General features: G+C 40.9%; 21 protein-coding genes. 7 read left to right on the top strand and 14 right to left on the bottom strand.

The window, feature by feature from the left end; all coding sequences use genetic code 11:
- The first annotated feature begins 224 nt into the window (after positions 1-224).
- Positions 225-947 (top strand): HAD family hydrolase, encoded by a 723-nt coding sequence (locus DES38_RS04125; protein ID WP_110250826.1) that lies wholly within the window; start codon positions 225-227, stop codon positions 945-947.
- Positions 948-1055: 108 nt separating this feature from the next.
- Here DES38_RS04125 and DES38_RS04130 read toward each other — a convergent pair whose 3' ends face one another.
- The 3 genes from DES38_RS04130 to DES38_RS04140 all read right to left on the bottom strand — a co-directional run bounded on the left by DES38_RS04130 (position 1056) and on the right by DES38_RS04140 (position 5645).
- Entirely contained in the window at positions 1056-2459 is a 1404-nt protein-coding gene (locus DES38_RS04130) for a sodium/glutamate symporter (RefSeq protein WP_110250827.1), read from the bottom strand.
- Between the two features lie 65 nt (positions 2460-2524).
- Entirely contained in the window at positions 2525-3043 is a 519-nt protein-coding gene (locus DES38_RS04135) for a GNAT family N-acetyltransferase (RefSeq protein WP_170114325.1), read from the bottom strand.
- Positions 3044-3146: 103 nt separating this feature from the next.
- A complete protein-coding gene (locus tag DES38_RS04140) occupies positions 3147-5645 on the bottom strand; it encodes a beta-mannosidase (protein WP_110250829.1) in 2499 nt (832 codons plus the stop codon).
- Between the two features lie 245 nt (positions 5646-5890).
- Between DES38_RS04140 and DES38_RS04145 the strand changes: the two genes are divergently transcribed.
- Positions 5891-8122: an alpha-galactosidase gene (locus DES38_RS04145; protein ID WP_110250830.1), complete on the top strand. Its 2232-nt coding sequence runs from the start codon at positions 5891-5893 to the stop codon at positions 8120-8122.
- 136 nt (positions 8123-8258) lie between these two features.
- Here the strand turns inward: DES38_RS04145 and DES38_RS04150 are convergent, their stop codons facing one another.
- From DES38_RS04150 to DES38_RS04200, 11 genes are all read right to left on the bottom strand, one after another.
- Entirely contained in the window at positions 8259-9218 is a 960-nt protein-coding gene (locus DES38_RS04150) for an alpha/beta fold hydrolase (protein WP_110250831.1), read from the bottom strand.
- A 27-nt stretch (positions 9219-9245) separates the two neighbouring features.
- On the bottom strand, positions 9246-10205 hold the full coding sequence (locus tag DES38_RS04155; protein WP_110250832.1) for an aldo/keto reductase: 960 nt from the start codon (positions 10203-10205) through the stop codon (positions 9246-9248).
- Positions 10192-11151, bottom strand: a complete 960-nt coding sequence (locus tag DES38_RS04160; protein ID WP_110250833.1) for a glycoside hydrolase family 113 — start codon at positions 11149-11151, stop codon at positions 10192-10194. Before DES38_RS04160 ends, DES38_RS04155 begins: the two co-directional genes overlap by 14 nt.
- 79 nt (positions 11152-11230) lie before the next feature.
- Positions 11231-12253: a glycoside hydrolase family 130 protein gene (locus tag DES38_RS04165; RefSeq protein ID WP_110250834.1), complete on the bottom strand. Its 1023-nt coding sequence runs from the start codon at positions 12251-12253 to the stop codon at positions 11231-11233.
- A gap of 26 nt (positions 12254-12279) precedes the next feature.
- The gene (locus DES38_RS04170; RefSeq protein ID WP_110250835.1) at positions 12280-13110 is read right to left on the bottom strand and encodes a carbohydrate ABC transporter permease; all 831 of its coding nucleotides are present in this window, start codon (positions 13108-13110) and stop codon (positions 12280-12282) included.
- A 2-nt stretch (positions 13111-13112) separates the two neighbouring features.
- Complete coding sequence (locus DES38_RS04175; RefSeq protein ID WP_110250879.1) at positions 13113-14000, bottom strand: carbohydrate ABC transporter permease; 888 nt, start codon at positions 13998-14000, stop codon at positions 13113-13115.
- 131 nt (positions 14001-14131) lie between these two features.
- Positions 14132-15493, bottom strand: coding sequence for an ABC transporter substrate-binding protein (locus tag DES38_RS04180; protein WP_110250836.1), 1362 nt, complete (start codon positions 15491-15493; stop codon positions 14132-14134).
- A gap of 348 nt (positions 15494-15841) precedes the next feature.
- On the bottom strand, positions 15842-16426 hold the full coding sequence (locus DES38_RS04185) for a DUF624 domain-containing protein (protein ID WP_170114326.1): 585 nt from the start codon (positions 16424-16426) through the stop codon (positions 15842-15844).
- A gap of 47 nt (positions 16427-16473) precedes the next feature.
- Positions 16474-17490 carry a substrate-binding domain-containing protein gene (locus tag DES38_RS04190; RefSeq protein ID WP_110250838.1) on the bottom strand — a complete coding sequence of 339 codons (1017 nt, stop codon included), beginning with the start codon at positions 17488-17490 and terminating at the stop codon, positions 16474-16476.
- A 194-nt stretch (positions 17491-17684) separates the two neighbouring features.
- Positions 17685-18860 carry a glycoside hydrolase family 130 protein gene (locus DES38_RS04195; RefSeq protein ID WP_110250839.1) on the bottom strand — a complete coding sequence of 392 codons (1176 nt, stop codon included), beginning with the start codon at positions 18858-18860 and terminating at the stop codon, positions 17685-17687.
- Between the two features lies 1 nt (position 18861).
- Entirely contained in the window at positions 18862-20022 is a 1161-nt protein-coding gene (locus tag DES38_RS04200) for an AGE family epimerase/isomerase (protein WP_110250840.1), read from the bottom strand.
- Positions 20023-20503: 481 nt separating this feature from the next.
- Here DES38_RS04200 and DES38_RS04205 point away from each other — a divergent pair, with 481 nt between their 5' ends.
- The 5 genes from DES38_RS04205 to DES38_RS04225 all read left to right on the top strand — a co-directional run bounded on the left by DES38_RS04205 (position 20504) and on the right by DES38_RS04225 (position 26044).
- Complete coding sequence (locus DES38_RS04205; RefSeq protein ID WP_110250841.1) at positions 20504-20812, top strand: PTS sugar transporter subunit IIB; 309 nt, start codon at positions 20504-20506, stop codon at positions 20810-20812.
- A 26-nt stretch (positions 20813-20838) separates the two neighbouring features.
- Complete coding sequence (gene celB, locus DES38_RS04210; protein WP_110250842.1) at positions 20839-22131, top strand: PTS cellobiose transporter subunit IIC; 1293 nt, start codon at positions 20839-20841, stop codon at positions 22129-22131.
- Between the two features lie 102 nt (positions 22132-22233).
- The gene (locus DES38_RS04215; RefSeq protein ID WP_110250843.1) at positions 22234-22545 is read left to right on the top strand and encodes a PTS sugar transporter subunit IIA; all 312 of its coding nucleotides are present in this window, start codon (positions 22234-22236) and stop codon (positions 22543-22545) included.
- A gap of 14 nt (positions 22546-22559) precedes the next feature.
- Positions 22560-23942 (top strand): glycoside hydrolase family 1 protein, encoded by a 1383-nt coding sequence (locus DES38_RS04220; protein ID WP_110250844.1) that lies wholly within the window; start codon positions 22560-22562, stop codon positions 23940-23942.
- A 164-nt stretch (positions 23943-24106) separates the two neighbouring features.
- Positions 24107-26044: a BglG family transcription antiterminator gene (locus DES38_RS04225; RefSeq protein ID WP_110250845.1), complete on the top strand. Its 1938-nt coding sequence runs from the start codon at positions 24107-24109 to the stop codon at positions 26042-26044.
- Positions 26045-26098: the final 54 nt, after the last annotated feature.

Raw genomic sequence — 26098 nt, forward strand, 5'->3', positions numbered from 1 at the left:
TAAGGCACCCCTTATTTTAAACCTGTGTTAAAAAACATCTGTTTCAGTTTTTTGTGAGTCTACTCGACTCATTTTACCAAACATGACGGGGTATATCAAGGGAGTTTTCTCAAAATTTGTACTATTCGCACCTTTGTGTGCTTTTGCACATACCTTTATTATGATAGGATAGATAAGAGAAAAATGCAAAAAACATTACACGATGAAAGAAGGAATAGATAGTTATGCTGACCGTTATTTTTGATGTGGACGATACATTGTATGACCAATTAGAGCCATTTAATAAAGCCATATGCGAGGTGATTAACCCGAACTTCACAGATGAGGAGATCTACACGCTTTATTTATGGAGTAGAAAGTTTAGTGATGACGTCTTCGAACAGGAGCAAGCCGGAGAAATCACAACTGAAGCCTTGCACATTTATCGCATTACTGAGGCGTGTAAAAAAGTTGAAATTGATTTGTCAGTCCAACAAGCGCTTAAATTTCAAGCTGCCTATTTAAATTATCAACAACGTATCACATTAATTGATGAGGTACGTCTCGCTTTGGAAACACTAACTAAGCATGGCATCCCATTAGCTATCTTGACGAATGGCAACGCTCAACATCAAGAAATGAAGATTAACCAACTGGGTGTTGATGCTTACATCCCAAGAGAGCATCACTATATTTCAGGTGCACTAGGCATGCAGAAACCGGATCGAGCGATTTTTGACTATATCGAAAAGGATATGAAGCTTAACCCTAGTGAAACATGGTACGTTGGTGATGCTTTTATTAATGATGTTGTCGGTGCGACGCGCGCTCATTGGAACGTCATCTGGTTCAATCATCGCATGCGTGAGCCTGAACGGATCGATGTTGCTGCGACAAAAACTGTCCATACAAAACAAGCCTTACTCGAAAGCATTCAATCCCTCATCCTTGAACAAACCACCACTTAACGCTCCTACGAGCTGTTTGAAGTGAGCGTTTTCTCGTCTATATTTAAACAAAGAATGACCGCTTAAAGGTAACGAAGACATGCTTAATTTCTTCGTTACCTTTTTTCTTTATTTCTTACCAAAATAAAATAAGCCAGTTAGAAGAAAGACTGCGAACAAAAGGATTGACACAACCAACATCGGTACCGCGCCAAACTGGTTAATCAACGGCAAGGACGCTGCAGTAAATAAACCCCCGCCGACCAGCGGTTCAAAGAGTAATTGTTTGTAACCGAACCCCTCTATCGCTGGTGACTGCTGTTTAGGATCTGCGATTTTAATCAACAAGAGCCCCGTCGCTGTCATACCCATCGCTTGGCCTAAATCACCAATCCCCCGTTCAAACCAAAAATGTGGAATCATGCGCGGAGCAATCACTAAGAAGGCAAAAACGTTCCAAATAATTGCGGTTAGTGCTAAAGCGAGAAAGGGTAAGAAATAGGCACCGATAACTGTCAGTTCAATCGTTGCCAGTGCTGCAACGATTAAAACATCTAAACTAAAACCCGAAATACGATTGATCAAACGCCGATCAATATATTCATCACGATTCATCTTCGTTAATACTACTTGAACGACCATTCCACCCATCATCGCCAGCGGAAATAACGGCACAAATTCAAACAAATGAATATCGTACCAGACGCCCCACGTATTCGCCTCTAGGCGAATCAACAGTTGTTGAAAGAAGTAGCCTATCAAAATGGAAACCCCGACAATCGCAAAGTGATAAGCGAGCGGTTCGAGCGAATCAGAGTGCCTCACTTTCTTCTGTTCACGGGTATCAAAATTTGACAATGCCTCTTTTTCATCATCTGTTAAAGCTATCGCTTCATCTATAAACTTCAAATGCCCTTTTCGCTGTCCCCAATTGATTAACGCAATACCAATCAATACACCGGACACAATTCCTATTGTAGCAAGACCTAACGCCAAATCTCGCCCTTCGCTAAATCCAAGTGCGTCAAATGTGTCGGATAAACCGGCTGCCGTACCATGCCCACCGACAAAACTAATCTCGATTAACCCTCCCGCTAACGGACTCAACCCGAACAATGGCGTTAAAATAAAGATGCTTAATAACAGTCCTAACACGTACTGACCAAACGAAACCGTTTGTCCCATCATCACCTGTGGACCAGCGATAAGCCAAATTTTCTTTAACCCCGGGACAACTTTACCGAGAAAGAGACTGGCAAAAATAACATTGATAAACAAGCCAGGGAGCGTTGACCATACCTCAACAATCTCAGATGTAAGTACGCCCTCACGTAAGAATGTTTCTTCTCCTAGCGTCAGACGTAGCATTCTTCCTAACCCTTCTGGACCTACTAAAAGCGCAATAAAGCCAGCAATAATCGAACTAGGCAAAAATAAATCCCGTAATCGCTTTATTTTCAGGCGTAAAATGCGACCAATGATTAAAAAGAAACCTAACACAATGAAACTAAAACCAATCATTTCTGGCGACACAGCGCTCACCTCTATTCTTACCTTTTAAAAAAATATACCACGAACCTTACCTAGGTAAACACAGCTCAATCACTATCGAGTAGACTCAGCTGTACTAAACTGACATACTCGCCATTGAATAGACGCGCATCCCTAAGACAGCCTTCTTCGACAAAACCAGCTTGTCGGTAGAGGCTCAGCGCACGCGTATTGGTCGATAAAACGTACAGAGCCAAACGATGATAGCCCCAATCGCGCAAGACTAAGCGTTTCACCTCTGCTAATAATGCCGCACCGTAGCCTTTTCCCTGCTCAGGCTCGTGAATATAAACACGGTTAAGAAATACTGATTTATTGACGGCATCTATTTCTGCCAATTGAAAATGACCAACTGCTTCTCCCGTTTTCTCCGCTTTAACGATGTAATGATTTACGGGTAACCTTTTGGACTTCCCCTCGTTAAGATAAGCAAGCACTTGTTGCCGCGTTACCGGCGGTGTAAATGTTGTCCCTGCCCAGTTGAACAATTGCTCGCGTGACTGTTCTTTTAAAAAAGCAAGTAGTGTATCGATATCCGCTTCCGTAAAACGTTCAATAATAAGCATTTCATTCATCCCCTTGTTGTTTTTCTATAGTTTAGCATATCCCCGCCTTTCTTCACGACAAACAAACACCTAGCCTGCGTGGCTAAATGTTTGTTTTAGTGCACTATTCGATCATCTCAGCCATTTGTTTAATCGTTATCGTCGGGTTTGACGAAGGATCGTCCGCATGGAACGTAATCATCTTCTCTTCATTGGGTAGCAAATCAAAAAAGTTGTCCGAGAAGTGCCCTGCGACATCTGTCATTAAGTACAAAGCACGCTGATAAACATTCGATTTAATAAAGAAGTGTCCCTCTGACGATTGTTTAAGTGTGACCTCACCTTGTTTGATCGCGAGGTCTTTTGTTCGAGTAAATAAATGGCGCTGTTCAGCAAGGGTCTCTGTGTTACTTTTAAGTGTCAGTGCTAATACATGTCGCTCGGGGTCGAGCTTGCTTAAAAGATCCGCCCGTTTTAGCTTTATTAAAGATGTGCTTGACTGTGGCAAAAGGTTGACGTCTTCACTTTTTCCCACGACCACTTCACCTGAAAATGACATAAGTTGATACGTTAGATTCGCATGGACGGTTTTTTGTCGATCATTGATGCCATGAACCTCAATGGTTCCGTCCGCTTCATGCGCGGTAAGTAAAAGCTCTTGATAACTCCGCTTCACTTGATAATGAAGTGCTTTATAACGTCCGTAATAGTCCACACTTGACCACGAGGCCACAGGCCAACAATCATTGATTTGCCAATACAAGGTTCCCATACAATACGGCATCCGTTCACGGTGCGCTTCAATTGCCATTTTCATTGCATCAGCCTGAAGGACTTGACTTAAATATAAAAAACTCGGAAAATCCTTTGGTTTCGGTAAATACATCGACAGATAGGTTTCAATCAAATGGTTGCCATCTCCATTTTTCTGATGGTGCAGCATATAGTCACTGTCAATTTGGTAATCTTTTTCTGTTAAGAATTGATCGACCGTCGCTTTTTCTGGAAACGATTGAAAACCATACTCACTCATAAAACGACCAACATGGTCACGATAGGCTTCAAAAGGCTGTTTGCCATGCCACACGTCCCAGTAATGTACATCTCCCGCCCCCGTTGCTTTAAGAGCGTGTTGTGCTTCATTATTCGTCACTTCACGCATCGGTGAGGAAGGCCAGTAAGGTTCGCGCGGGACCAGTTCAGCTGTTTTTTCTTTTAGGATGCCATGAAAAATCGTAAGGTAGTCGTTCCATATTTGTTCACGTTGTCCCGCTGTGAAGGCTTGTTTCCACCCCCACCCTCCATTTTCATCATAATGTGCCCAAGCACTATCTATTTCATTATTCCCACACCATAAAACAATCGACGGGTGGTGCCGCAGCCTCTTTAACTGATCTTCTGCTTCAGATGCAACATTATTCAAAAAGGCATCATCGCCGGGGTACATGCTGCAAGCAAACATAAAATCTTGCCAGACCATGATACCGGCCGCGTCACATAAATCGTAAAAAATGTCCGCTTCATAGACACCTCCACCCCACACGCGTAACATATTCATATTTGCAAACAAGGCATCCTTAATTTCCTTTCGGTATTTATCATCTGTCACTTCGTTGATAAAGCTATCGTTAGGGATGTGATTCGCACCTTTAATAAAAACAGGTAAATCATTTAGCTCAATGTAAAAGCTTTTCCCAAATGAATCCGGTGTTTGTATAAGTTTCACCTTACGCAGGCCAATTTTCTTCGTGACATGGTCCAACATGCGATCATTTTCTTCTAGGTAAAAATCAAAGGCATAACGATGCGGGTCCCCTAAGTCATGCGAATACCAGCGCTTCGGTTGATTGATTGTGACAGCTAGCGCCACCCGGTGCTTACCCACTGGTAAAGAAACGGTTTTTGTTGCTTCAATACCTTCTGTTTTAACTGTAAATTTGTACTGGCCAGCCACACGAATATCTGCTTCGAACTGGGCTGATACAACAGCTTCACTTGCCTCAACCTTGCGCTGATCAACAGCTACATCGGTAAGACGTGCATCATTAAAGATAAGTAACTCAACCGGTTGATAAATACCAGAAGTGACAAAACGCGGTCCCCAGTCCCATCCATAGTGATAAGGGGCTTTCCGCGCAAATACACTTAGCTTTTTATCGCCGATTTCCCCCATCTCCGAATCGTCATTCGCTGCTGGCAATTGATAGCCAAGTGCAGTTAGTTTCGGTAAATCTTCTTTAATTGGTGAGCGAAATTCAAGACACAAATGATTATTCCCCGTTTTTGCTAAAGCATTGATGTCAACGGTATACGTTCTAAACATATTGTCAGTTTCAAGTAATAACTGATTGTTCAAATAGATAGTCGTGTAAGTATCAAGACCATGGAAAACCAATTGACACTGACTCCTTAATTGTTGATTAGTTAATTGAAATTGCGTTTCATACTGCCAATCTTTCTTGTCTATCCACTGTAAGTCACGTTCGTTGTCACCATAGAATGGATCTTTAATCTTTCCTTGTTTATATAAGTCCGTCTGAACAGAACCAGGTACGTCTGCTGCTAACCACGTTTCTGATTCTTTATCCTTAAACAACCAATCTTGCAATATTTCTCGTATCATTTCAGTTAACCCCTTTTCTATTTTTCTTAGTTAGTTAATTAAACAAAGATAATATTTGGTATCACACGCTGATTAATCATGCTGATTCACAAGCGATTTATTCGCTCACTTTTCTAGTAAAATAACGACAACTTCTGACGTTTAATAACATTTCAGCTATATCTATAGCGTTTTCATTCAAACTATGATAAAATCCAATTAATAATAGCTTATCGATAACTTAATTAACTTTATGAGGTGATTATATGACAATCAACATCAATGATGCAAGTCTTTCTTTCCATTTATCCAATAACTATGTCAGCTATATCTTCCGTGTGTTAGAGAAAAGTGCTCAACTCGAGCATTTATATTACGGGAAAAAGGTGACCGCTAGAGACGATGTTAGCCATCTCATCGAACGAGAAATCCGTCCGTCTTGTAACCGCTTCGAAGGTGATCACACCTCAAGCTTTGAACACATTAAGCAAGAATATCCTAGTTTCGGCACCACCGATTTTCGTTACCCTGCCTATTCGATTAAACAAGCAAATGGTTCCCACGTAACCAACTTTCGTTACATTGGCTATGAAGTAAATCCAGGAAAGCCCGCTTTGGACGGGTTACCACATACTTACACTGAAACAGCGGCAGAAGCTGAAACGTTAGTCATTTATCTTCACGATGACACCATTGATATAGAGCTTGCGTTATCCTATACAATTTATCGCGATCGTCCTGTGATTACGCGTCATGTGACGTTTACAAATCGCTCCGCATCACCAGTTCACCTTGATACAGCGCTGAGCGCCAGTATCGATTTACCTGATGATGATTACCAGCTCTTGCAATTAAATGGTGCTTGGGCGCGAGAAGCGCATGTTGACATGAACCCTTTAAGAAAAGGCATTCAGGCAATTTCAAGTACGCGTGGTGCGAGCAGCCACGTCCATAACCCGTTTATCGCTTTGAAGCGTCCTCACACGACCGAACAAAGTGGAGAGGTTTTCGGGTTTAGCCTCGTTTATAGTGGGAATTTCCTTGCCCAAGTTGAGGTCGATACCTACGATGTCGCTCGCGTCACCATGGGGATCAATCCATTTCAATTTAGCTGGAAATTAAAACCCGATGCATCTTTTACGACACCTGAGGTTGTTATGGTCTATACGGATGAAGGGTTATCTAAAATGAGTCAAACGTATCACGATTTATACCGTGAGCGTTTAGCTCGGGGCTATTGGCGTGACAGAACGCGGCCGATACTGATTAATAACTGGGAAGCGACTTATTTTGATTTTAATGAAGCTAAAATCCTCTCAATTGCAGAAGAAGCAAAAGATCTTGGCATTGAACTTTTTGTTCTTGATGATGGTTGGTTTGGGGAACGGCATGACGATAGTAGTTCTCTCGGTGATTGGTTTGAAAACAAGGACAAATTACCAAACGGCATTAAAGGTCTCTCAGAAAAAATCACTGCCCTTGGCTTGCAGTTCGGGTTATGGTTTGAACCAGAAATGGTTTCTAAACAGACGCAACTATTTAACGAACACCCCGACTGGATTATCGCAACACCCGATCGTGAACCTTCACATGGCAGAAATCAGTTTGTTCTTGATTTTTCCCAACCCGAAGTGGTTGAGCATGTATTCATGCTGATGGACGACGTGTTAAAAGACAGTCAAATAAGTTACATTAAATGGGACATGAACCGCTACATTACTGAAGCTTTTTCACAAAAACTTGCCCACGATGAACAAGGAGAAGTCTATCACCGCTATATCCTGGGTGTATATGCGCTCTATGAACGATTAATCGCGAAATATCCGGAAATTCTATTTGAATCTTGTGCTGGTGGTGGGGCTCGATTTGACCCTGGCATGTTGTATTACGCACCGCAAACATGGACCAGCGATAACACAGACGCTGTCGAGCGCTTAAAGATTCAATACGGCACATCAATGTGCTACCCACTCTCTAGTATCGGTAGCCATATTTCAGCCATCCCTAACCATCAAGTTGGTCGAAATACATCACTCAATACACGTGCAGACGTTGCCTACTTTGGAACGTTCGGTTATGAACTTGATGTGACTACAATCAATCACGAAGATAAACAGACGATCAAAGCTCAAACCAGCTTCTTCAAGACCTATCGGTCGTTAATCCGTACCGGAACGTTTCATCGTTTATTAAGTCCTTTCGAAGGCAATGAGACTGCCTGGATGGTCACAAACAAAGAGAAGAACCAAGCCATTGTTGGCTATTATAAAACGCTCCAACGTCCAAACGATAGTTACAAACGTTTGAAGTTGACTGGTCTTGACCCTGATATGCGTTACCATATCGCCCCACTTAATAAACATTATTACGGCGATGAACTGATGCAAATCGGTATCATTTTAGCAGAAGACTTCACCGGTCGCGCTCATGAATTTTGGGGGCGCGAGCAGCCTGGCGATTATCAATCACGACTCTTTGTCATAACAGAAGATGCTTAACCCCCTTTTATTTGGTTTATATATGCCGGTCTAACTCCTCCGGCAACCCCCTTAAAACATGTGTAAACAAACAGGTCATGCCAATCGGGCATGACCTGTTTGTTTGTGCGCAGTTATTAAAAGATGGTTAGAGATGTTATCGCCCTTTGAAAAACATCAGGGCATCGTCGGCATGATGCGGAAGAAATTCATGGCCATACTCATGATATAAGTGGTGCGTCTTCCTTGTGGTTAACTTATTATAGACCGCATATTGAGTAGAAGGTGGACAAATCACATCTCTCATTCCGGTCAACATGATTACTTCCGCTTTAATTCGCGGTGCCAAATGTTGCAGATCAATGTAACCTAATCTCGTAAAAATTTCTCTTTCGCGCTTGTGCATTGGATCAAAGTTTCTAAAGTAATAAGCAATCTCCTCGTATGCAGAATTTGATACATCCATTTCCCAAGCACGTTGGTAATCACTGAGAAAGGGATAGACACAAAAGGTTTGATTAATTTCTGGCACGAGTGCAGCAGCCGCTAGCGCCAGCGCACCCCCTTGACTTTGACCATAGGTACCGATTTGTTGCTCATCAATCCCCTCCATTTGGCCAATAATTCGAATCAGTTGCACCGCATCCAAGAAAACAGAGCGATAATAGAGCTTATGCGGATCTTCTTCGTGCAGACCACGAATGATATGACCGCGTAAGGTTGGTCCCGTTGTTGCTGTTAAGTCTTCACTTCTTCCTCCTTGCCCCCGACAGTCAAGTGCAAATACATGAATGCCCTCGGCTGCATACGCAAGCTTATCGATCCAGTCGCCACTATCCACACTATAGCCATGAAACATAACGACCGCTTGACCGGTTGCAGTTTCTTTCAAAGGCTTTACCCACTTTACATAGATTTTTGCACCTCCGACACCAGTAAACGATAAATAGTAAGCTTCAGCCTGTCTTAAACCAAGGTCAACCGCTTCTAATTGATAGCTGAGTGACACTGCGTCCAATGCCGCGAGTGCGTCTTCCCAAAACATATCAAAATCTGCCGGCTTTGGATTTTTTCCTTTATACTGTTTTAACGCCTCGATAGGTAAATCAATATGCATTTGTCATCATCCTCTTTCTAAGGTTTTCTATGGTTTAAATATTGCTTCTAAGTCACATAGCTCTTCTACAGAAAAAGTCAAATTGTTTAAGGTTGCTATGTTTTCCAGCAGTTGCGCTTCACTCGACACACCAATAACCGCCGTTGCGACAACGTCAAGCCTCAATACAAAGGCTAAGGCCAATTGAGCCACAGATTGTGACCGCGCAACAGCCATCACTCGCAACTTTTCTACTAAATCTAGCCGTTCAGCCGTCAGTTGATCATGTTTTAATGAGTCTACCCGCTGACTCATTCGTGAGGCAGCAGGAATGCCATGTAAATATTTTTCCGTTAAAATCCCTTGGTACAACGGTTGATAAACAACCGCCCCTAGACCCTCTTTTTCAATTTGATCAAACAGGTTCGTTTCTGCGTCTCTCAGTAATAATGAGTAGTTCAGTTGATGGGCAACAACCGGCGTTTTTAACGCCTTAAAATAAGGCATGATGGTCTGCACTTCTGATGCATTGTAGTTAGATAAGCCGATATATAGCGTCTTCCCTTGTTGGACAAGGGCATCTAAAGCATGAGCCGTTTCCTCAACCGCCGTCTCAGCATCTGGGGTATGGTGATAATAAACATCAACATAATCTGTGCCTAGCCGCTTCAGGCTTTGATCGAGACTTGCAGTCAAATGTTTCTTTGACCCACCTTTCCCATATGGGCCCGGCCCCATTGGGTAACCTGCTTTGGTGGCAATTAATAGCTGATCGCGCTTTCCTCTCAACACTTGTTTTAGCGCGCGTCCTACTGCGAGTTCCGCGCTGCCATTCGGTTCACCGTAATTATTAGCCAAATCAAAATGCGTGACTCCATGATTCACAGCCATTTCTAACATGCGTGTTTTAAATGCATCGCTAACATGCGCTTCAAAGTTTCGATATAAACCTAAAGTTAAGGGCGATGTTTTTAATCCTGACTGGCCGAAATATCTATAGTGATTCATTGGGTCCAACGCACGTCATCGTTTGATAAAAGTTATGAATTATTTTTTCTGCCGGTTTATTGTAGACCCCGTAGCCATCATTAGTTGCTGCAGAATCTTTTTCATATAAACAAGCGTCCCAATCCCAAAGCCCAAAGCCACGAACAAAAGGGCGTGACTTCACTGCATTGAACATCTCTTGATAAAAAGCACTTTGCTCTGCCAAATCAACCGTACCGATATGGCCCCAGTCATTCGGAATCTGACCAGACCCCTCCCGCGAGGGACAACCCGCTTCTGCAAAAAAGAATGGTTTATTAAAACGCTTCACAACCGCTTCAATTCGATCCAATTGTCTTTCCCAATCCCCAATTGGATAATAGCCACTCGAGGAGATAACGTCGACCGCATCCCAAAACGGGGTATGATCTTCTTGATATTTATCCGTATTATAGGACACAAGCCCTTGATAATACTCTTTCACCGCTGCAATAACCGCCCGCCATTCATCAGCGCGGCGCTCAGACTGAACCATCTCACAACCAACAATAAGCATGTCACACTGTGTTTCTTCTGCGATTTTAGCATAGTGGACTTGATAGGCGGTGTAGCTATGAAACCAATCTGACCATTTTGGTTCACAAACAACATCAACATCAAAAAAGTTAATATGTGCGCGCCACGTACCATCTTGACAATTAACCGTCGGCTTTAAAATAACACGCAATCCTAACGATTGCGCAAACTGAATCATCATAATCAGTTCCTCATCGCTTACCATGTGGAGGCCGGTGTAATCGACAACTGTTGCTTGCGCCGTTTTTTGTTGTGCACTCAAAGCGAAAATCACTGTGTCGCTCCCGGTTCGCTCTTTCATTTGCACCAAACTCCATTTAGCTTTTTCTGTCAGAAAATCACCACGTTCAGCATCCCAGCCAAACGTGAATCCTTTAATGTAATCAACCATTGCTTTACCCCTTTAAAATGTATTTTAAAAAGCTAAGGTTAAGGATTAGCCCCCACCTTAGCTTTTTCATCTATTGTTCTTACATCCGACCAACCGTCGCATCGTCTGCGACTGTTTCTGATGTCGCTTTAACATAGTTTACGATTTCATCTACCGTTGTATACGCTAAACCTACGCGTGTATCCGCTGCGCCATAATAAATCGCAATTTTACCGGTCTCGCCATCATGCAGTGTTGCACACGGGAAAATAACATTGTCAACAAAGCCAGTGGTTTCGTAGCTCTCTTCTGGTGTGAGGACAAAGTTTTTGGAACGGTACTTCACAATTGATGGATTGTCTAAATCAAGAAGAACTGCACCCATTGAGTAAACAAACCCATTACATGTGCCGGTAACCCCATGATAAAACATTAACCAACCTTCTGACGTTTCAATCGGTGCCGGTCCACCACCAATTTTAACGTTTTGCCACCAACCATAGCCACCTTTACTCATCACATGACGATGTTTACCCCAGTAAACCAAATCAGGTGATTCACTTAAGAAAATATCACCAAATGGCGTATGGCCACTATCGCTCGGACGTGAGAGCATAACATAATTGCCATTAATTTTACGCGGGAACAACACACCGTTACGGTTAAACGGTAAAAACGGATTTTCTAAACGAACAAACGTCTTAAAGTCTGTCGTTTTTGCCACACCAATCGACGCGCCATAGAAGTCTGTGCACCAAATAATGTAGTAAGTATCCTCGATCTTTAACAATCGCGGATCATAGGCATAGTTCGGCTGGAATGCCTTGCCTGTTTCATCAACAAAGTCAATTCCCACTTCTTCAATTGACCAACTTAGTGCATCATCACTGTAACCTAAATGGAGATGAGGGCGGCCATCAATTGTTTCGGCACGAAAGACACCAATAAATGTTTCGCCGTAGCTCACAACGGCACTATTAAAAATACGTGAAATACCTTTCGCCGGATTACGGTCAATGATTGGATTTTGGCTATGACGCCATACCGGTGCGTGATAACCGCTCGGTTTATCTTCCCATGGTATATTTTTGATTGCATCAGCAATGATTTTTACTTTTGACATCTTTCAACACTCCCTTGTAGTAGTTGTTACTTAACTGAGCCATTGGTTAGGCCATTATAAATGTATTTCTGTAAGAAGATAAAAGCGATTAAGGTCGGAATGATCGCAATCATAACTCCTGCCGTAATGACTTGCCACTCCGCCCCAAAGGGGCCTTGGAACTTAAACAGAGACGTTGAAATCACTTGTAAGTCTGTTTTTGGCATATAAAGAAACGGTGTATAAAAGTCGTTATAAACGTTTACACCTTTAATAATAAACACCGTAACGATCGCTGGTTTAAGTAGCGGTAAAATGATGCGACGGTAAATAGTAAAATACGATGCACCATCTAACATCGCCGATTCATCCAACGACACAGAGATTGAGTCCATAAACTGCAAGAAAATATATACAGCAATAATATCCGTTCCTAGATAGAGCACAATAGCGGCCCAAATCGTATTAAATAATCCTAAGCCATGAACAATTTGGAAAGTGGCCACTTGCGTGGTAACAGCCGGGATCAACGTCGCTAGTAGAAACGCACCCAAAATATACTTGCTGCCTCTGAATTCAAATCTATTCAACACGAACGCTACCATAGATCCAATCAAGGTGGTCCCAATGACCGAAATAATTAGAATGGTAATCGTGTTTCTAAAACCAACTAACATATTCCCTTCATTGAAAGCGCGTGTGTAATTTTCAAAATAAGTAAAACTTGCGGGTAAATCAAGTGGTCCTGTCGTCGTATACTCTGTTCCGGTTTTAAACGATGCAAAGAAAATAGCCAAGATAGGGACGATGGCAACAAATGCACCAAGTAAAAGCGATGCGTATTTTAAAACAATCGCTAACGTTTTTTTATTTTTCACTTTTACCCCTCCTCACTAAAGAATTTTCTTTGGATACCCGTTACTAAGATCACAATAAACAATAGAATGACTGCCATCGCAGATCCTAAGCCAATCTTGCCGTATTTAAAGGCGGTATTGACTGTTTGAATAACGAAGGTCGCACTTCCATTTGCCCCACCCGTCATAATAAACGGAATTTCAAAGGCACTTAGTGCACCACTGACTGCTAAAATCAGGTTAAGTGATACGATAATTTTAATGCTTGGCAAAATGATGTAGAGGAATTGATGCCAACGATTTGCACCATCCATTTCTGATGCTTCATAGATTTCATTAGGAATAGATGAAATTGCCCCTAAGAAAATAATGAAGTTAAAGCCCATATAACGCCAGACCGACACACCTGCGAGTGAATAGTTAATAATGTCTGGATTCCCTAACCACTTTTGTACGAAGTCACCAAGACCAAACATACCTAACACTGTGTCTAACGTTCCTCCTGCTCTAAAGAAGAACAAAAACATAAAACCTATCGCTACACCATTAAGTAAATAAGGGAAGAATAAAACGCCTTTAAAAAAGTTTTTAAACTTCACTTCAAAACTTAAAACCGTCGCGAAATAGAGCGCAATACCTAACTGAATAAAGGTTGCAAAGAAGTAATACAGACTTACTCTAAATACACTGAAATACTCTGGATTTGTGAAAATGGTTTGATAATTCTCAAGTCCAATAAAGTTTTTATCGCTATAACCGTTCCAATCCGTGAAGCTATACCAAAACATATTTGCGACCGGCAAAAAAGCAAATGTTGCTAGTAAAGTAAGTGGCACTGCCAAAAACATGATAATAATAATGTTTCGTTGCGCTTTATAAGATACATTCGAAAATTTAACTTTACCGATCATTTGTTTAAAACTAGACACGATCTGCACCTCCCTGGGGTATAATCCATACCGACTTTATCGCTTGCTATATCTGATAGATAGAAGAGGAAGCGCGATGAACGCACTTCCTCTCCCTTCATCTCTTTGCTTACTTATTCATTCATGACTTGCTCATAAGCTGCTTCCCACTTGTTATTCCAATCTTCCATAATATCGTCATAAGACATATCGCGGTTACCAATCGCCGCTTCAACAAGAATTTGTTTATTGTCTTCTAACCATAGACCTACCTCAGATTCTTTATCAATCTCATCAAGTTTACCTTTTAATTCATCTGGAGATGGTGTAAGCATAACGAATTCAGCGTCTCCAGCATCAGCTAAAGCATCTGGTAACGGCGCATCTTTTGATGCACTAATTCCCCCTGCTTGCTCCACTGAATAACCAGATTCATTGATAAACCAATCTACCCAAGCAAAGGCTGCTGGTTTGTTTTCACTAAATTTACTAACAGAGATATTCATATCTGCACCTAAAGAGAAAAGTGTCCGATCTTTGTCATTTGGAAATGGCATAATCGCGATATCATCTGCATTTGGTCCTGCTGTTTGAATTTGTTCAAGTGCCCACGAACCTAATACCATCGTTGCGATTTCTCCGTTATTCATCATTACTTTTGAAGATTCCCAGTCCGTTGTGAGTGGGTCTTCTTCAATTAATTCTTGTTCTGCTACATCGTACATTAATTTATAGTGATCATAATGTGGATCACCTTGATCAAATGGGCGTGGGTCCTCTAACATATCAACATTGTAGTAATCTTCTGTACCAGCAGTTGTTGTGACAGCACCTTCCCACTGTGATAACGGCCATGCGTCACCATAGTTTGTATAGAGTGGAATCGCGTCTGTATTGTCCTTGACCATTTGCATTGCCGCTAAAAAGTCTTCTTGTGTTTCAGGTACTGATTCTACACCAGCTTCTTCAAAGACCGCTTTGTTGTAAATGATACCTGTATACGTTAATGCAATCGGAATCCCGTAAACCGTATCATTTACTTGACGTTCCTCAACACCTAAGTATTGCGCTTCCATCTCTTCTAATGAACCCATTGGTTCAAAGAATGTTGGAATATCACCAATCGGTACTTGAATGGGCAAGTATTGGACATCACCAAAATCTTGTGTGTTAATACGTGGCATGATTTCACCACCGTAATCAGATAAGGCTTCAAACATAACATTTACATTTGGATACTTTTCTTCAAACGCTGCTTTATAATCTTGATACACACTGTCGACAATATCAGTCCGGTGTGTAATGACAGTTAAATCGCCTTCGATATCTTCTGCATCCATCTCTTTCCAAGCTTCGCTTGGTGGCAATTCTTCAGAAGAACCGTTATCATCAGATGATGAATCATTGTCTGATGCATTGTCATCATCCGATCCACATGCAACAAGTGTGACAAACATCAAAATACTTGCGAATAATACTAATAATTTTTTACCCATTAATAAACACCCTTTCTTTATTTAAATGCAATTATTAACTTAATTAAAGTTAACGTTAAGCTAATACATATATCATATATTGAAAACGTTTACTCGTCAATAGAATTCAGTGATTTTTTTCTTTTTTTAAGTACACGCACTATCTATTATCGTTGTTACTATGGGATAAACCCCTCTAAACCTGCAAAAAAACTCTTTTCTTTACTGTTTACATGATTCCAAAAAAGTTCATTACTTAACTTATTAACTAAAAATTAAGTAATGAACTTTTTGCCGATGAACTGCCGAATAACTAAACCAACCAAAAAAACAACGACCTTTTTGGTCGCTGTTTTCAGTGGCCTCTTTCTATTCCTTTGTCCGTCTACTCATTAATCCATTTACTACTGCCGCATAAATCGTTGGTGCAACTACAATAAAAAGAAACAGATTGTAATACGCAATACCTAATAACACAACAATCGAAACCAATAGGGGTAAGGTTATTTTTATTTCGCGAACCATTTGCACAAACCCAATGGCAAAAGCACTTTTTTCAATCGCTTGTTTTGACGTTAAATAATAAAACATATAACTCGCTGCCCCGAAAAGTAGCAGAAGGAAATAAATGATGACCAATACAAAGACAATTGACCAGCCTTGAAACAGACTATAAGTAAACATAGCAAGTAACAGTAACGAACTAACACTTAAAATAAATGACTGTACTTTTGCATGATCATATTGTTTATAAAACAACCAAAACGTTTTTTTGATATAGGTTTCATCCAGTTCCTCCGTACGACGCATCGCTTGATGCGTATGTAACAACGCGACAAAACTCGGCGTGACCCCGTAAAGCAATAAACCTTTTAAAATCCCTAGCCAAAAATATAGCGCTAACACAACATAATAATAAATTAAAGTAATAAATACCCTCGCTTTTTCACCCACCAGGCAACACATCCTTTCTCTCGAGATGAATTGAAAAGACAAGGCAGTTAGCCTTGTCTTAAGTCCAATACTGAGTCACGTGTGACAATCTTCCCTTTAACTGACGTACGCCCGTAACTCTTATTTTTTCCTTGTACTTTTCTCGTAATCAATTTTACCGCTTGGGTAACCATTTCATTGATATCGACTTCTACTGTCGTTAAGTTAGGTTCTGTAATCGTGGCATAAATATCATTATCAAACCCAACCACTGAAATATCTTCCGGTACACGGTAGCCCTCTTTCTTAAGGCGATTGACCAATAAATGAGCCACCTGGTCACAATTACAGACGAACGCAGTTGGCAATGCTTCAGGCAAATCAAAAGTAATATATTTACCCCGTTCATCACGGTCGCGAATAATCCAGTCTTCATTTAAAGCAATCCGGTGTTCGAGTAACGATTTATAGTAACCTAAAAAGCGATCTTGAATGCTACTCGTTGCATATAAATTACCAACATAACCAATTGAAGTATGACCTTTGCCCACTAAATAGTTGGTTATGTCGTACGCCCCGTAAAAGTTGTCGGTAATAATCGAATCAATTTCATCATGTTCATCATAAAAGTCTAAGAAGACTTTTGGCATGTCCATCTCTTTGACAAGCGAAATGAATTCAGGACTTAATTGGCCTAAGAAAATAAAACCATCGACTTTTTTTTCATAGTATAAGCGCGGCAGGCGCAATGCTTCTTCGTCTTCACTTGATAAAATGTTCATAATCCCGTAGTAACCATAGCGCTCAAATTGTTTGGCAGCTTCTTGATACGCTCTAAAGTAAAAGGATTGACTCATCCCACCTGAAAAACGTTCGGGAATCACTACGCCAATGTTATACGTTAAGCCATTTTTCATTGATTTTGCTGTTGTATTGTAACGATAGCCCATTTCATCTGCTAGCTTTTTAATCTTTTCTTTTAAGGCATCACTGACACCATCTTTGTCATTTAGCGCTTTAGAGATGGTTACACTACTTACCCCAAGTTTTTCTGCAATGTCTTTCATTGTTATGTTCGATTTCATATCTCCACGTCCCATCTTCTCTTACTCAGTATATTCAGCACAGCAATCCACTTAACCAGACAATAACGTACATACGTTTGGTTTAGGTTAAGTAAATTTACTTTATTGATTAACTAAATTAACCCCTACTTTTATACTATCAAATCTCAGTTGAATAAGCAATATCAAAGGACGCAGCGATTGTTTATCGATGATTATTTATTAAGTAACGCTTCATTTCTTTCAATCAAGTTTTTCCGTTGTTTTGCATTATCTAAGGAACGGAAAGGATCAGCGGGTGTATTAAACGTGTAATCGACTAATTTATCAATTGTTGTGGTCGCTACATGTATTCGTGTATCACTTGAAGCGTAGTAAATAAAGACCTCATTCTTCTCATTTACGACGGCACCGTTACAGAAAATAACATTTGAGACATCTCCTACACGTTCGCCATCATAAGGAGCAATAAAGTGTCCACCCGGCGTTGCGATTACTTTCGTTGGATCATCTAAATCGGTCGCTAGTGTATAAAGCACATAGCGAAGACCAGCTGCGGTATTACGCACACCGTGCGCAATATGAATCCATCCTTTATCCGTCTTAATCGGCGCTGGTCCTTGACCGTTCTTCACTTCATAAATTGTATGATAGCGGCGCTCATGAATCACTTTTTCTTCACGAATAACCGGTTGTTCAATTGTATCTGTTAAGCCAAATGCAATCCCACCACCCGTACCTGTGGAGATAAAACCGTCCTGCGGACGGGTATAGAAGGCATACTTCCCATCAATAAACTCCGGGTGTAAGACCACATTCCGTTGTTGCGGCGACGGCGTTTCAACATTAGGAAGTCGCTCCCACGTTTTTAAATCTTTTGTTCGCACTAACCCCGCTTGAGCAGTTGCACTGGAGGTATCCATCACAGGTGCATCTTTATCTTTACTTTCTGAACAGTAAATGCCATAGATAAAACCATCTTCATGGTGAACAAGACGCATGTCATACATGTTTGTTTCAGTTGCATCATTGTCATCCCAAACAAGCGGCGCATCTATAAAGCGAAACGTATCAATGCCGTTATCACTGACAGCTAAAGCGAAAATCGACTTTCGATCTAACCCCTCCATACGCACAACCAAATAATACTTGCCTTCAAAATAGAGGGCGCCAGGATTAAAGGCAGCATTGACTCCTAGTCTTTCTTGGAAATTGGGATTCGTTTTTTGGTTTAAATCAAACCGCCAATGGATCGGCACATGATGCCGCGTTAACGCCGGAAAGATGTAACGCTCATAGATTCCGTTATAAAATTCCGTATTGACCTCATTTTTTCGTTCGAGTAGCGCTTCTTGCTTTTCTTTTAATGTGTAATATTTATCATGGATCATATTATGACATCCTCTCTATTAGTTCTAAACAACAACGCGTATTGTGATACGATACTTTCCATGGTTCGACTAGATCTCGTTCCACCGGCACCCCGTCTGGATCAATCGCCCAGTACCATTCCCCTCGTTCTCGCTTATCTTTCACCGTATGAATAATGTATGACCAAGCACCTTCAGCCGCTTCTTTAAAAGCAACATTTCCAGTTTTCTCATATGCATTATAAAAACCAACAACAGCTTCTGCTTGTACCCACCAAATTCTTGTGCGGTCGATACGCCCGTTTTCTCGTTCATTGACAAGGGATCCGTCAGCTTCAACAGCCACACCTAATATATTTTCAGCAATCGCAATCACCATCGCATGATATTCATCTGCTTCGATATCAAGTACTTTTAACGCCTCATCAATTAACCACGATGCTTCAATGTCGTGCCCAAATGATTGTAAGTCTAGCAGACGCTCCCAATCTTTATTGAAAAAGACACCTAAAAAATGATCTTCTTGATACATTTTCGTCAGATGCAGCGACAACACGTGGAGTAGACGCGCTCTTAGTTCAGCAAATGGATATGCTTTATATAAGTTTGTGTACGCTTCTAAAATATGAATATGCGTATTCATCGTAATATCTGCCGTCACACCGTTTTCACTTAACATCTCATTCGGCACTTCTTCCCAAGTACGGTTAAACGCTTCTTTGTACGCTTGATTCTTTTCATCAAAACCCTTTGTTTCAATTAAATCATATAGATCGAGCGCCAGCTGTATTGCTTCCTCATCCTTTGTCACGCGGTAATACTCACTTAGACCATAGATGGCAAACGCTTGTGCATAGATGTGCTTGCGGTCATCGACACAGACACCCTTATAGTCAAGCATCCAGTACAGACCGCGATGCGCCTTGTCAATACATTGTTCCTTCAGGAAACGAAACAGATGCGTAGCCATTGTTAAATACACCGGGTTTCCGAGTACACGATAAGCACTTGAGAACGCCCATAGATGACGCGCTGTCGCAATGCCGCCTTTATCACCTTCACGATTAATCGCCAAATCAAAAGCTACCGTACCATAAAGCCCACCATACTGTTCGTCTTTGAGTTTGATCCAAAACGGAAGAATCGAATCGGTTAATTCTTCGGTTATTGTTTGTTTATTCATCCAATTACCTCCTTTTTTAGCTAATCGATAACTTAATAAGTTAATAGTAATGAATTGAAACAATCTTGTCAATAGAAAGCGCATACTTAACGATTAAATCCAGCCTCCTCAAGAGCTTCTTTGCCCCACGCTCCACTAAGTCCCCCTTAACACATTATTTACTTTCACACACTTTCATTCGACAAAGGCGTTTCTCGAACTTTACCGCCACACCTTTCCCTTCGTGATTTTTCACTATATACTAGATAAAGGCGCAAAAGCTGGTTCAGCTTTTACTAACGGCAAATTTATTCATTGTTTTTCCTCCCTAAGTCATTCGGAAAATCCGCATTTAATGAAGGTTACCGTTATATACCACGCAAAATGCACAAACCAGTAAAGTTCCGTAACGAAACGGAAAAAGTACACGTGGTAATGAAAGCGCTTGTAAAATAGAATGAAACTGTACTCATCACATACTAATTCGAAAGGAGCTGTTACTATGAAACGTATTGTACTCGCTTGTTCTGCCGGCATGTCAACAAGTTTACTCGTGACAAAAATGGAAGAGGAAGCAACATCGCGCGGTTTAGACACAAAAATTTGGGCAGTGGCTCAAGACAAAGCACCTGAAGCAATGAAAGAAGCAGATGTGTTGTTGATCGGACCACAAATGCGCTTTATGAAACGCAAGTTTCAAGAAATTGCAGACCAAGAAAACATTCCATTAGATGTTATTGATGCCATGAGCTACGGCCGGATTGACGGAAAAGCTGTTTTAGATCACGCATTAAAATTAATCGAAGGTTAATTGCTAGATAAAAGGGAGGAAAAACAATGAATAAATTTATGTCGATGTTAGAGAATATTTTGCTGCCAATCGCAGACAAATTAAACAACAACCGTTATTTAACTGCACTTCGTAACGGGTTTATGGTTGCCTTACCACTGATTATTTTCGGTTCTATCTTTGTTGTTATCGCAAACTTGCCATTCTTAGATAAATTAATCGGTGAAGAAGCTTACGCGACCTATCAATCAACACTCGGACCTGCCTCAGCGGCAACCTTAAGCATTATGGGGTTATTCGTTATCATGGGGATTGGTTATAAGATGGTTGAGCAACGTGGCGGTGAAGCTGTCTACGGTGCCGCTGTTGCTGTTGCTGCCTTCTTAGTTTTGACACCGCAAGTACTTGACGGTGTGAGCAACGTCATTCCAACAAATATTTTAGGTGCACAAGGGATGTTCTTAGGTATTTTCACTGCCTTTATCGCAGCGGAGTTGTACCAACTCTTTGTGAGCAAGAAATTAACAATCAAAATGCCACAAGGTGTCCCAAGCGCTGTATCACGTTCGTTTAGCGCATTGATACCAATTTCACTAACCCTAACTATTTTCTTAGGGATTCGGATTATTTTCAGTTACACACCTTATGATACTGTTCAAAACTTTATTTACACCTTGATTCAAGAACCTTTAACCGCTTTAGGTAGCGGCCTGCCAGCAACCTTGATTGCTGTGTTGTTAATTCAAGTCTTCTGGTTCTTTGGTTTACACGGTCAAATCATTATCAACTCAATCTTTGACCCAATCTGGTATGCATTGAATGAAGAGAATTTAACGGCTTTCCAAGCAGGAGAAGCTTTACCAAACATTGTAACGAAACAATTTATTGATACCTTCATCGTAGGTATTGGTGGCTCAGGGATGACGTTAGCTGTTCTTATCGCAATCTTCGTTGTCGCTAAAAGTCGTCAACTACGTGAACTCGGGAAACTCGGGGGACCTTCTGGGATCTTTAACGTGAACGAGCCGGTTATCTTTGGTTTACCAATCATTATGAACCCACTCGTTATTATTCCATGGTTATTTGCTCCCGTTGTCGTAGCGGCAGTGACTTACTTTGCCATGTACACAGGATTTGCACCAAGGCCTGCCGGTCTCATTGTTCCTTGGACAACACCTGCACTTTTAAGTGGGTATCTCGCTACCGGGAATAATATTATGGGTACTGTGATGCAGCTGATCAATATGGCAATCGTCTTTGTTATCTGGGTACCATTCCTAAAAGTAATGGATAAGCAATATTACGAGTCCGAACAAAAAGCTGCACAATCAGCTGAATAACTAAACAATTAACAACACTTGAAAAGATACAAGTAATCTGGCTGGGTCGATATCTTCTTGATATCGGCACAGCCTTTCTATCACCAAAAAGGGGGAAATCATATGGCACAGTCCATGACAGAAATCGCTTTTCAAATTATTTTGTTTGCCGGTAACGGGAAATCGAGTGCAATGGAAGCTATCCATGAAGCAAAAGAAGGAAATTTCGAAGAAGCTGACAATAAAATCAAAGAGGCAAGTGAAGAACTAAGTCGCGCACATCGCTTCCAAACGGAACTCTTACAACAAGAAGCAAGCGGTGAAAGTAAAGATATTAATATTATTTTAATTCACTCGCAAGATCATTTAATGACTTCAATGACTGTGCGCGATTTAGCCATTGAAATTATTGAAATTTACCGTACTAGACAATAACGAGAAAGGACGCGATTGATTTGACATACACATTTCCAAAAGACTTCTACTGGGGCTCAGCTGCTTCAGCCGAACAAACAGAAGGTAACCAGAACGGCAAAAAAGAACAAACAATTTGGGATTATTGGTATGAACTAGAACCTAATCGATTCTACGATGAAGTAGGTCCCGGCAAAACATCAGACTTCTATAACCGCTACCAAGAAGACATTAAAAACATGAAAGCATTCGGGCATAACAGTTTCCGAATGTCCATCTCATGGGCGCGCTTAATAAACAAAGATGGTTCAATCAACGATGAGGCGGTCGCCTTTTATAACCAAGTTATTGATTGTTTAATCGATCATGATATTGAACCTTTCGCTAACTTATTCCACTTTGATATGCCTATGTATGAACAAGAAAAAGGCGGTTTTGAATCACGCGATGTTATTGAAGATTACTTAGCTTTCGCTAAAACTGCATTTTCTCTTTTCGCCGATCGAGTGAAGACGTGGTTTACCTTCAATGAACCGATTGTCCCTGTTGAAGGCGGCTACCTTTATGATTTTCATTATCCCAACGTGGTTGATGCGCGTCGCGCATTTCAAGTCGCATACCATACCATTGTTGCTCATAAAAAAGTAGTAAAACACTATAAAGCAACTTATGACGGGCAAATTGGCATTGTCTTAAACTTAACACCTTCTTATCCAAGAAGTCAGCACAAAGCAGACCTTGAAGCCAGCCACATTTGTGATTTATTCTTTAATCGCAGTTTCTTAGATCCGGTTGTAAAGGGTGCGTTTCCTCAGGATTTGATTAAGCTGTTAGATGAACATAATCATCTCCCTGACACACATGCGGAAGATGCTGAATTAATAAAAGGAAATCCTATCGATTTATTAGGGGTAAATTATTACCAACCTCGCCGCGTTAAAGCAAAAGCGCATCAACCCAATCCGAACGGTCCTTTCTTACCTGATTGGTTCTTCGATAATTACGAAATGCCTGGGCGTAAGATGAATGTCTATCGAGGTTGGGAGATTTACGAAAAGGGTGTCTATGACATCATGATCAACCTACGTGATAATTATGATAATATCCCGTCATTTATTTCCGAAAACGGAATGGGTGTCCAAAACGAAGAACGCTTTCTCAAGGATGGCCGAATTGAAGATGATTACCGCATCGACTTTATCGCTGGTCACTTGAAATGGTTGCACAAAGCCATTGATGAAGGGTGTGACGTACGAGGTTATCACTTATGGACGTTCATGGATAACTGGTCTTGGTCAAATGCTTACAAAAATCGTTATGGCTTCTTTAGTGTTGATCTTGCGACAGGTGAACGCACCGCGAAAAAAAGCGCATATTGGTTTAACGATTTAGCAACAACCAATGAATTAAATAGCTAATTTGAACAAGGCGTAGTGGAATTAAACACTACGCTTTGTACTTATTACAGTTAAAGGTGTAATTTATTTGTAAAGACAGATGGATTTACACTTAGCGTGCTGTTTTTGCGTTATACTTAAACTAGATGAATAGATAAATACACTGATAAGAAAGGAGGTCTATCATGCAAAACCGGATAAATACCATCCTACAAGAACTTATCGCTAAAGATGAACCGATGACTGGCGATGCACTTGCCGCCCTGTTAGATGTTAGTTCCCGAACGATCCGTGATGACATCAAGCAACTCGATTATGCTCTAGCTGATCAAGGTGCTTATATAAAATCCACGCGTGGTCTTGGTTATACGTTAATTATTGAAGATGAACACGCCTTTAGACTTTACCTACAACGGTTCACTCAGTCTGAACAAGAAGATGATTTCACTCAACCCGATCAACGCGTGCGGTATTTAATTCACCGCTTCCTTCTAGCGGAACAGTATTTAAAGCTAGATGATTTGATTGAGGAAATGCACATTAGTCGGTCGACCATTCAAAGTGATTTACGCCAAGTAAAAGAACAGCTACGTCCCTACGACTTGATTCTGCATCACAAGCCTAATTACGGTCTTAAATTGCAAGGAACCGAAGTTAAAGTTAGGTTTGCTTTATCACAATTTCTATTTAATGAACGTGAAGTGAAAGAAACAATGATTTGGAAAAAACAGTTGGCTACAATCAGCAACATGACCGAATCTCAACTTCAGTCAATTTGGACCTTACTGATTCAAGCGACGCAACAACATCAGATCAGTCTTTCTGATATCGCAATGAATAACTTGTTTATCCATATTGCGATTGCCTATAAACGCATTAAAGACGGACATCAAGTATCACTAATTAAACATGACTTAAACGACATCACCAATCAACGCGAATACACCGTTGCATTAGAGATTGTCAGACGAACCGAGAACATTCTTCATGTTGCATTTCCCGATGTAGAAATCGCTTATATCGCCATTCATTTGCTAGGCACAAAGATGGTCGAAGATAAAAATCAGAGTGAGGAAGACATTAAGCGCTGGATGCCTGATGATATCTTAATCGTGACCGAAGAAATCCTCGAAACCATTGAGCGAAAGCTGTCACTTGGCATTCAGCATGATAAAGAATTAATCTTTGGTCTTTGTCTTCATTTGAAGCCTGCCATCAATCGATTCAAATATGGCATGAACGTAAGAAATCCGATGTTGCAGGAGATTAAACAAAACTATCCCCTCGCTTTTGAGGCCGGCATTTTGGCTGGTATCGTCCTTGAAGAAGAACTCGATGTCGCTATCGATGAGAACGAAGTCGGCTATCTGGCGCTTCATATTGGCGCGGCGATTGAACGGAAAAAGTTGACGCATCGCCCTATTACCTGTTACATTGTCTGCGCTTCTGGTGTAGGGAGTGCACAACTCATTAAATATAAGCTCCAAGGTATGTTCGGTTCTAAAATCAATATCCTTGGCACAAGTGAATACTACAAACTCGATCAGCTCCCTTTTAGTCAACTTGATTTAATCGTGAGTTCTGTTCCAATTAAGGTTCCTTTGCCGGTTCCGGTCGTAGAGGTAAATACCATCTTAACTGAGCAGGATGTCCAAAAAGTGGAGACTTTTATTGATACCGATCATGATGAGTTGCTACAATTTATTGATCAAGATGCCGTCTTTTTGAACCAATGTTTTGATTCAAAAGAAGAGACCTTATCATTTTTAGTTGATGCCTTAAAAGAAAAGCTGGCGTTACCTGACGATTATTTAACTAAAATCTATGAACGCGAAGCGATTGCGCCGACCGCTTTTGGCAACTTAATCGCCATTCCGCATCCGATTACCGCGGAAACCAAAACAACTAAACTCGGAATCGTCACTTTGAAAAAGCCCATCGATTGGGCGGGAGAAAAAGTGCAAGTTGTTATTTTACTTAACGTAAAAAAAGAATCTAACGAAGACTTACAAGCACTCTATAAGCTAATTGGTAAGCTCGTTGAAAATAGACGCCACGTCCAACAAGTTGCCCAAGCGACAGATTACGAACAATTTATTGATCACTTATTCCAATCAAAATAAAGCAGGCAAGCTATCATTTCCCTTTCATCCTTATCAAACCAGCAAGAAGGTATC

It is taken from the genome of Streptohalobacillus salinus (assembly GCF_003201605.1).
GTDB classification, from domain to species: Bacteria; Bacillota; Bacilli; order Bacillales; family Amphibacillaceae; genus Streptohalobacillus; species Streptohalobacillus salinus.

What these genes read in the sequence shown, in the direction of transcription:
- DES38_RS04125 (WP_110250826.1), top strand. Translation starts at nt 225, where the DNA reads ATGCTGACCGTTATTTTTGATGTGGACGATACATTGTATGACCAATTA.
- DES38_RS04135 (WP_170114325.1), bottom strand. Translation starts at nt 3,043, where the DNA reads ATGCTTATTATTGAACGTTTTACGGAAGCGGATATCGATACACTACTT.
- DES38_RS04140 (WP_110250829.1), bottom strand. Translation starts at nt 5,645, where the DNA reads ATGATACGAGAAATATTGCAAGATTGGTTGTTTAAGGATAAAGAATCA.
- DES38_RS04145 (WP_110250830.1), top strand. Translation starts at nt 5,891, where the DNA reads ATGACAATCAACATCAATGATGCAAGTCTTTCTTTCCATTTATCCAAT.
- DES38_RS04150 (WP_110250831.1), bottom strand. Translation starts at nt 9,218, where the DNA reads ATGCATATTGATTTACCTATCGAGGCGTTAAAACAGTATAAAGGAAAA.
- DES38_RS04155 (WP_110250832.1), bottom strand. Translation starts at nt 10,205, where the DNA reads ATGAATCACTATAGATATTTCGGCCAGTCAGGATTAAAAACATCGCCC.
- DES38_RS04160 (WP_110250833.1), bottom strand. Translation starts at nt 11,151, where the DNA reads ATGGTTGATTACATTAAAGGATTCACGTTTGGCTGGGATGCTGAACGT.
- DES38_RS04165 (WP_110250834.1), bottom strand. Translation starts at nt 12,253, where the DNA reads ATGTCAAAAGTAAAAATCATTGCTGATGCAATCAAAAATATACCATGG.
- DES38_RS04175 (WP_110250879.1), bottom strand. Translation starts at nt 14,000, where the DNA reads ATGATCGGTAAAGTTAAATTTTCGAATGTATCTTATAAAGCGCAACGA.
- DES38_RS04180 (WP_110250836.1), bottom strand. Translation starts at nt 15,493, where the DNA reads ATGGGTAAAAAATTATTAGTATTATTCGCAAGTATTTTGATGTTTGTC.
- DES38_RS04190 (WP_110250838.1), bottom strand. Translation starts at nt 17,490, where the DNA reads ATGAAATCGAACATAACAATGAAAGACATTGCAGAAAAACTTGGGGTA.
- DES38_RS04195 (WP_110250839.1), bottom strand. Translation starts at nt 18,860, where the DNA reads ATGATCCATGATAAATATTACACATTAAAAGAAAAGCAAGAAGCGCTA.
- DES38_RS04200 (WP_110250840.1), bottom strand. Translation starts at nt 20,022, where the DNA reads ATGAATAAACAAACAATAACCGAAGAATTAACCGATTCGATTCTTCCG.
- DES38_RS04205 (WP_110250841.1), top strand. Translation starts at nt 20,504, where the DNA reads ATGAAACGTATTGTACTCGCTTGTTCTGCCGGCATGTCAACAAGTTTA.
- celB (WP_110250842.1), top strand. Translation starts at nt 20,839, where the DNA reads ATGAATAAATTTATGTCGATGTTAGAGAATATTTTGCTGCCAATCGCA.
- DES38_RS04215 (WP_110250843.1), top strand. Translation starts at nt 22,234, where the DNA reads ATGGCACAGTCCATGACAGAAATCGCTTTTCAAATTATTTTGTTTGCC.
- DES38_RS04225 (WP_110250845.1), top strand. Translation starts at nt 24,107, where the DNA reads ATGCAAAACCGGATAAATACCATCCTACAAGAACTTATCGCTAAAGAT.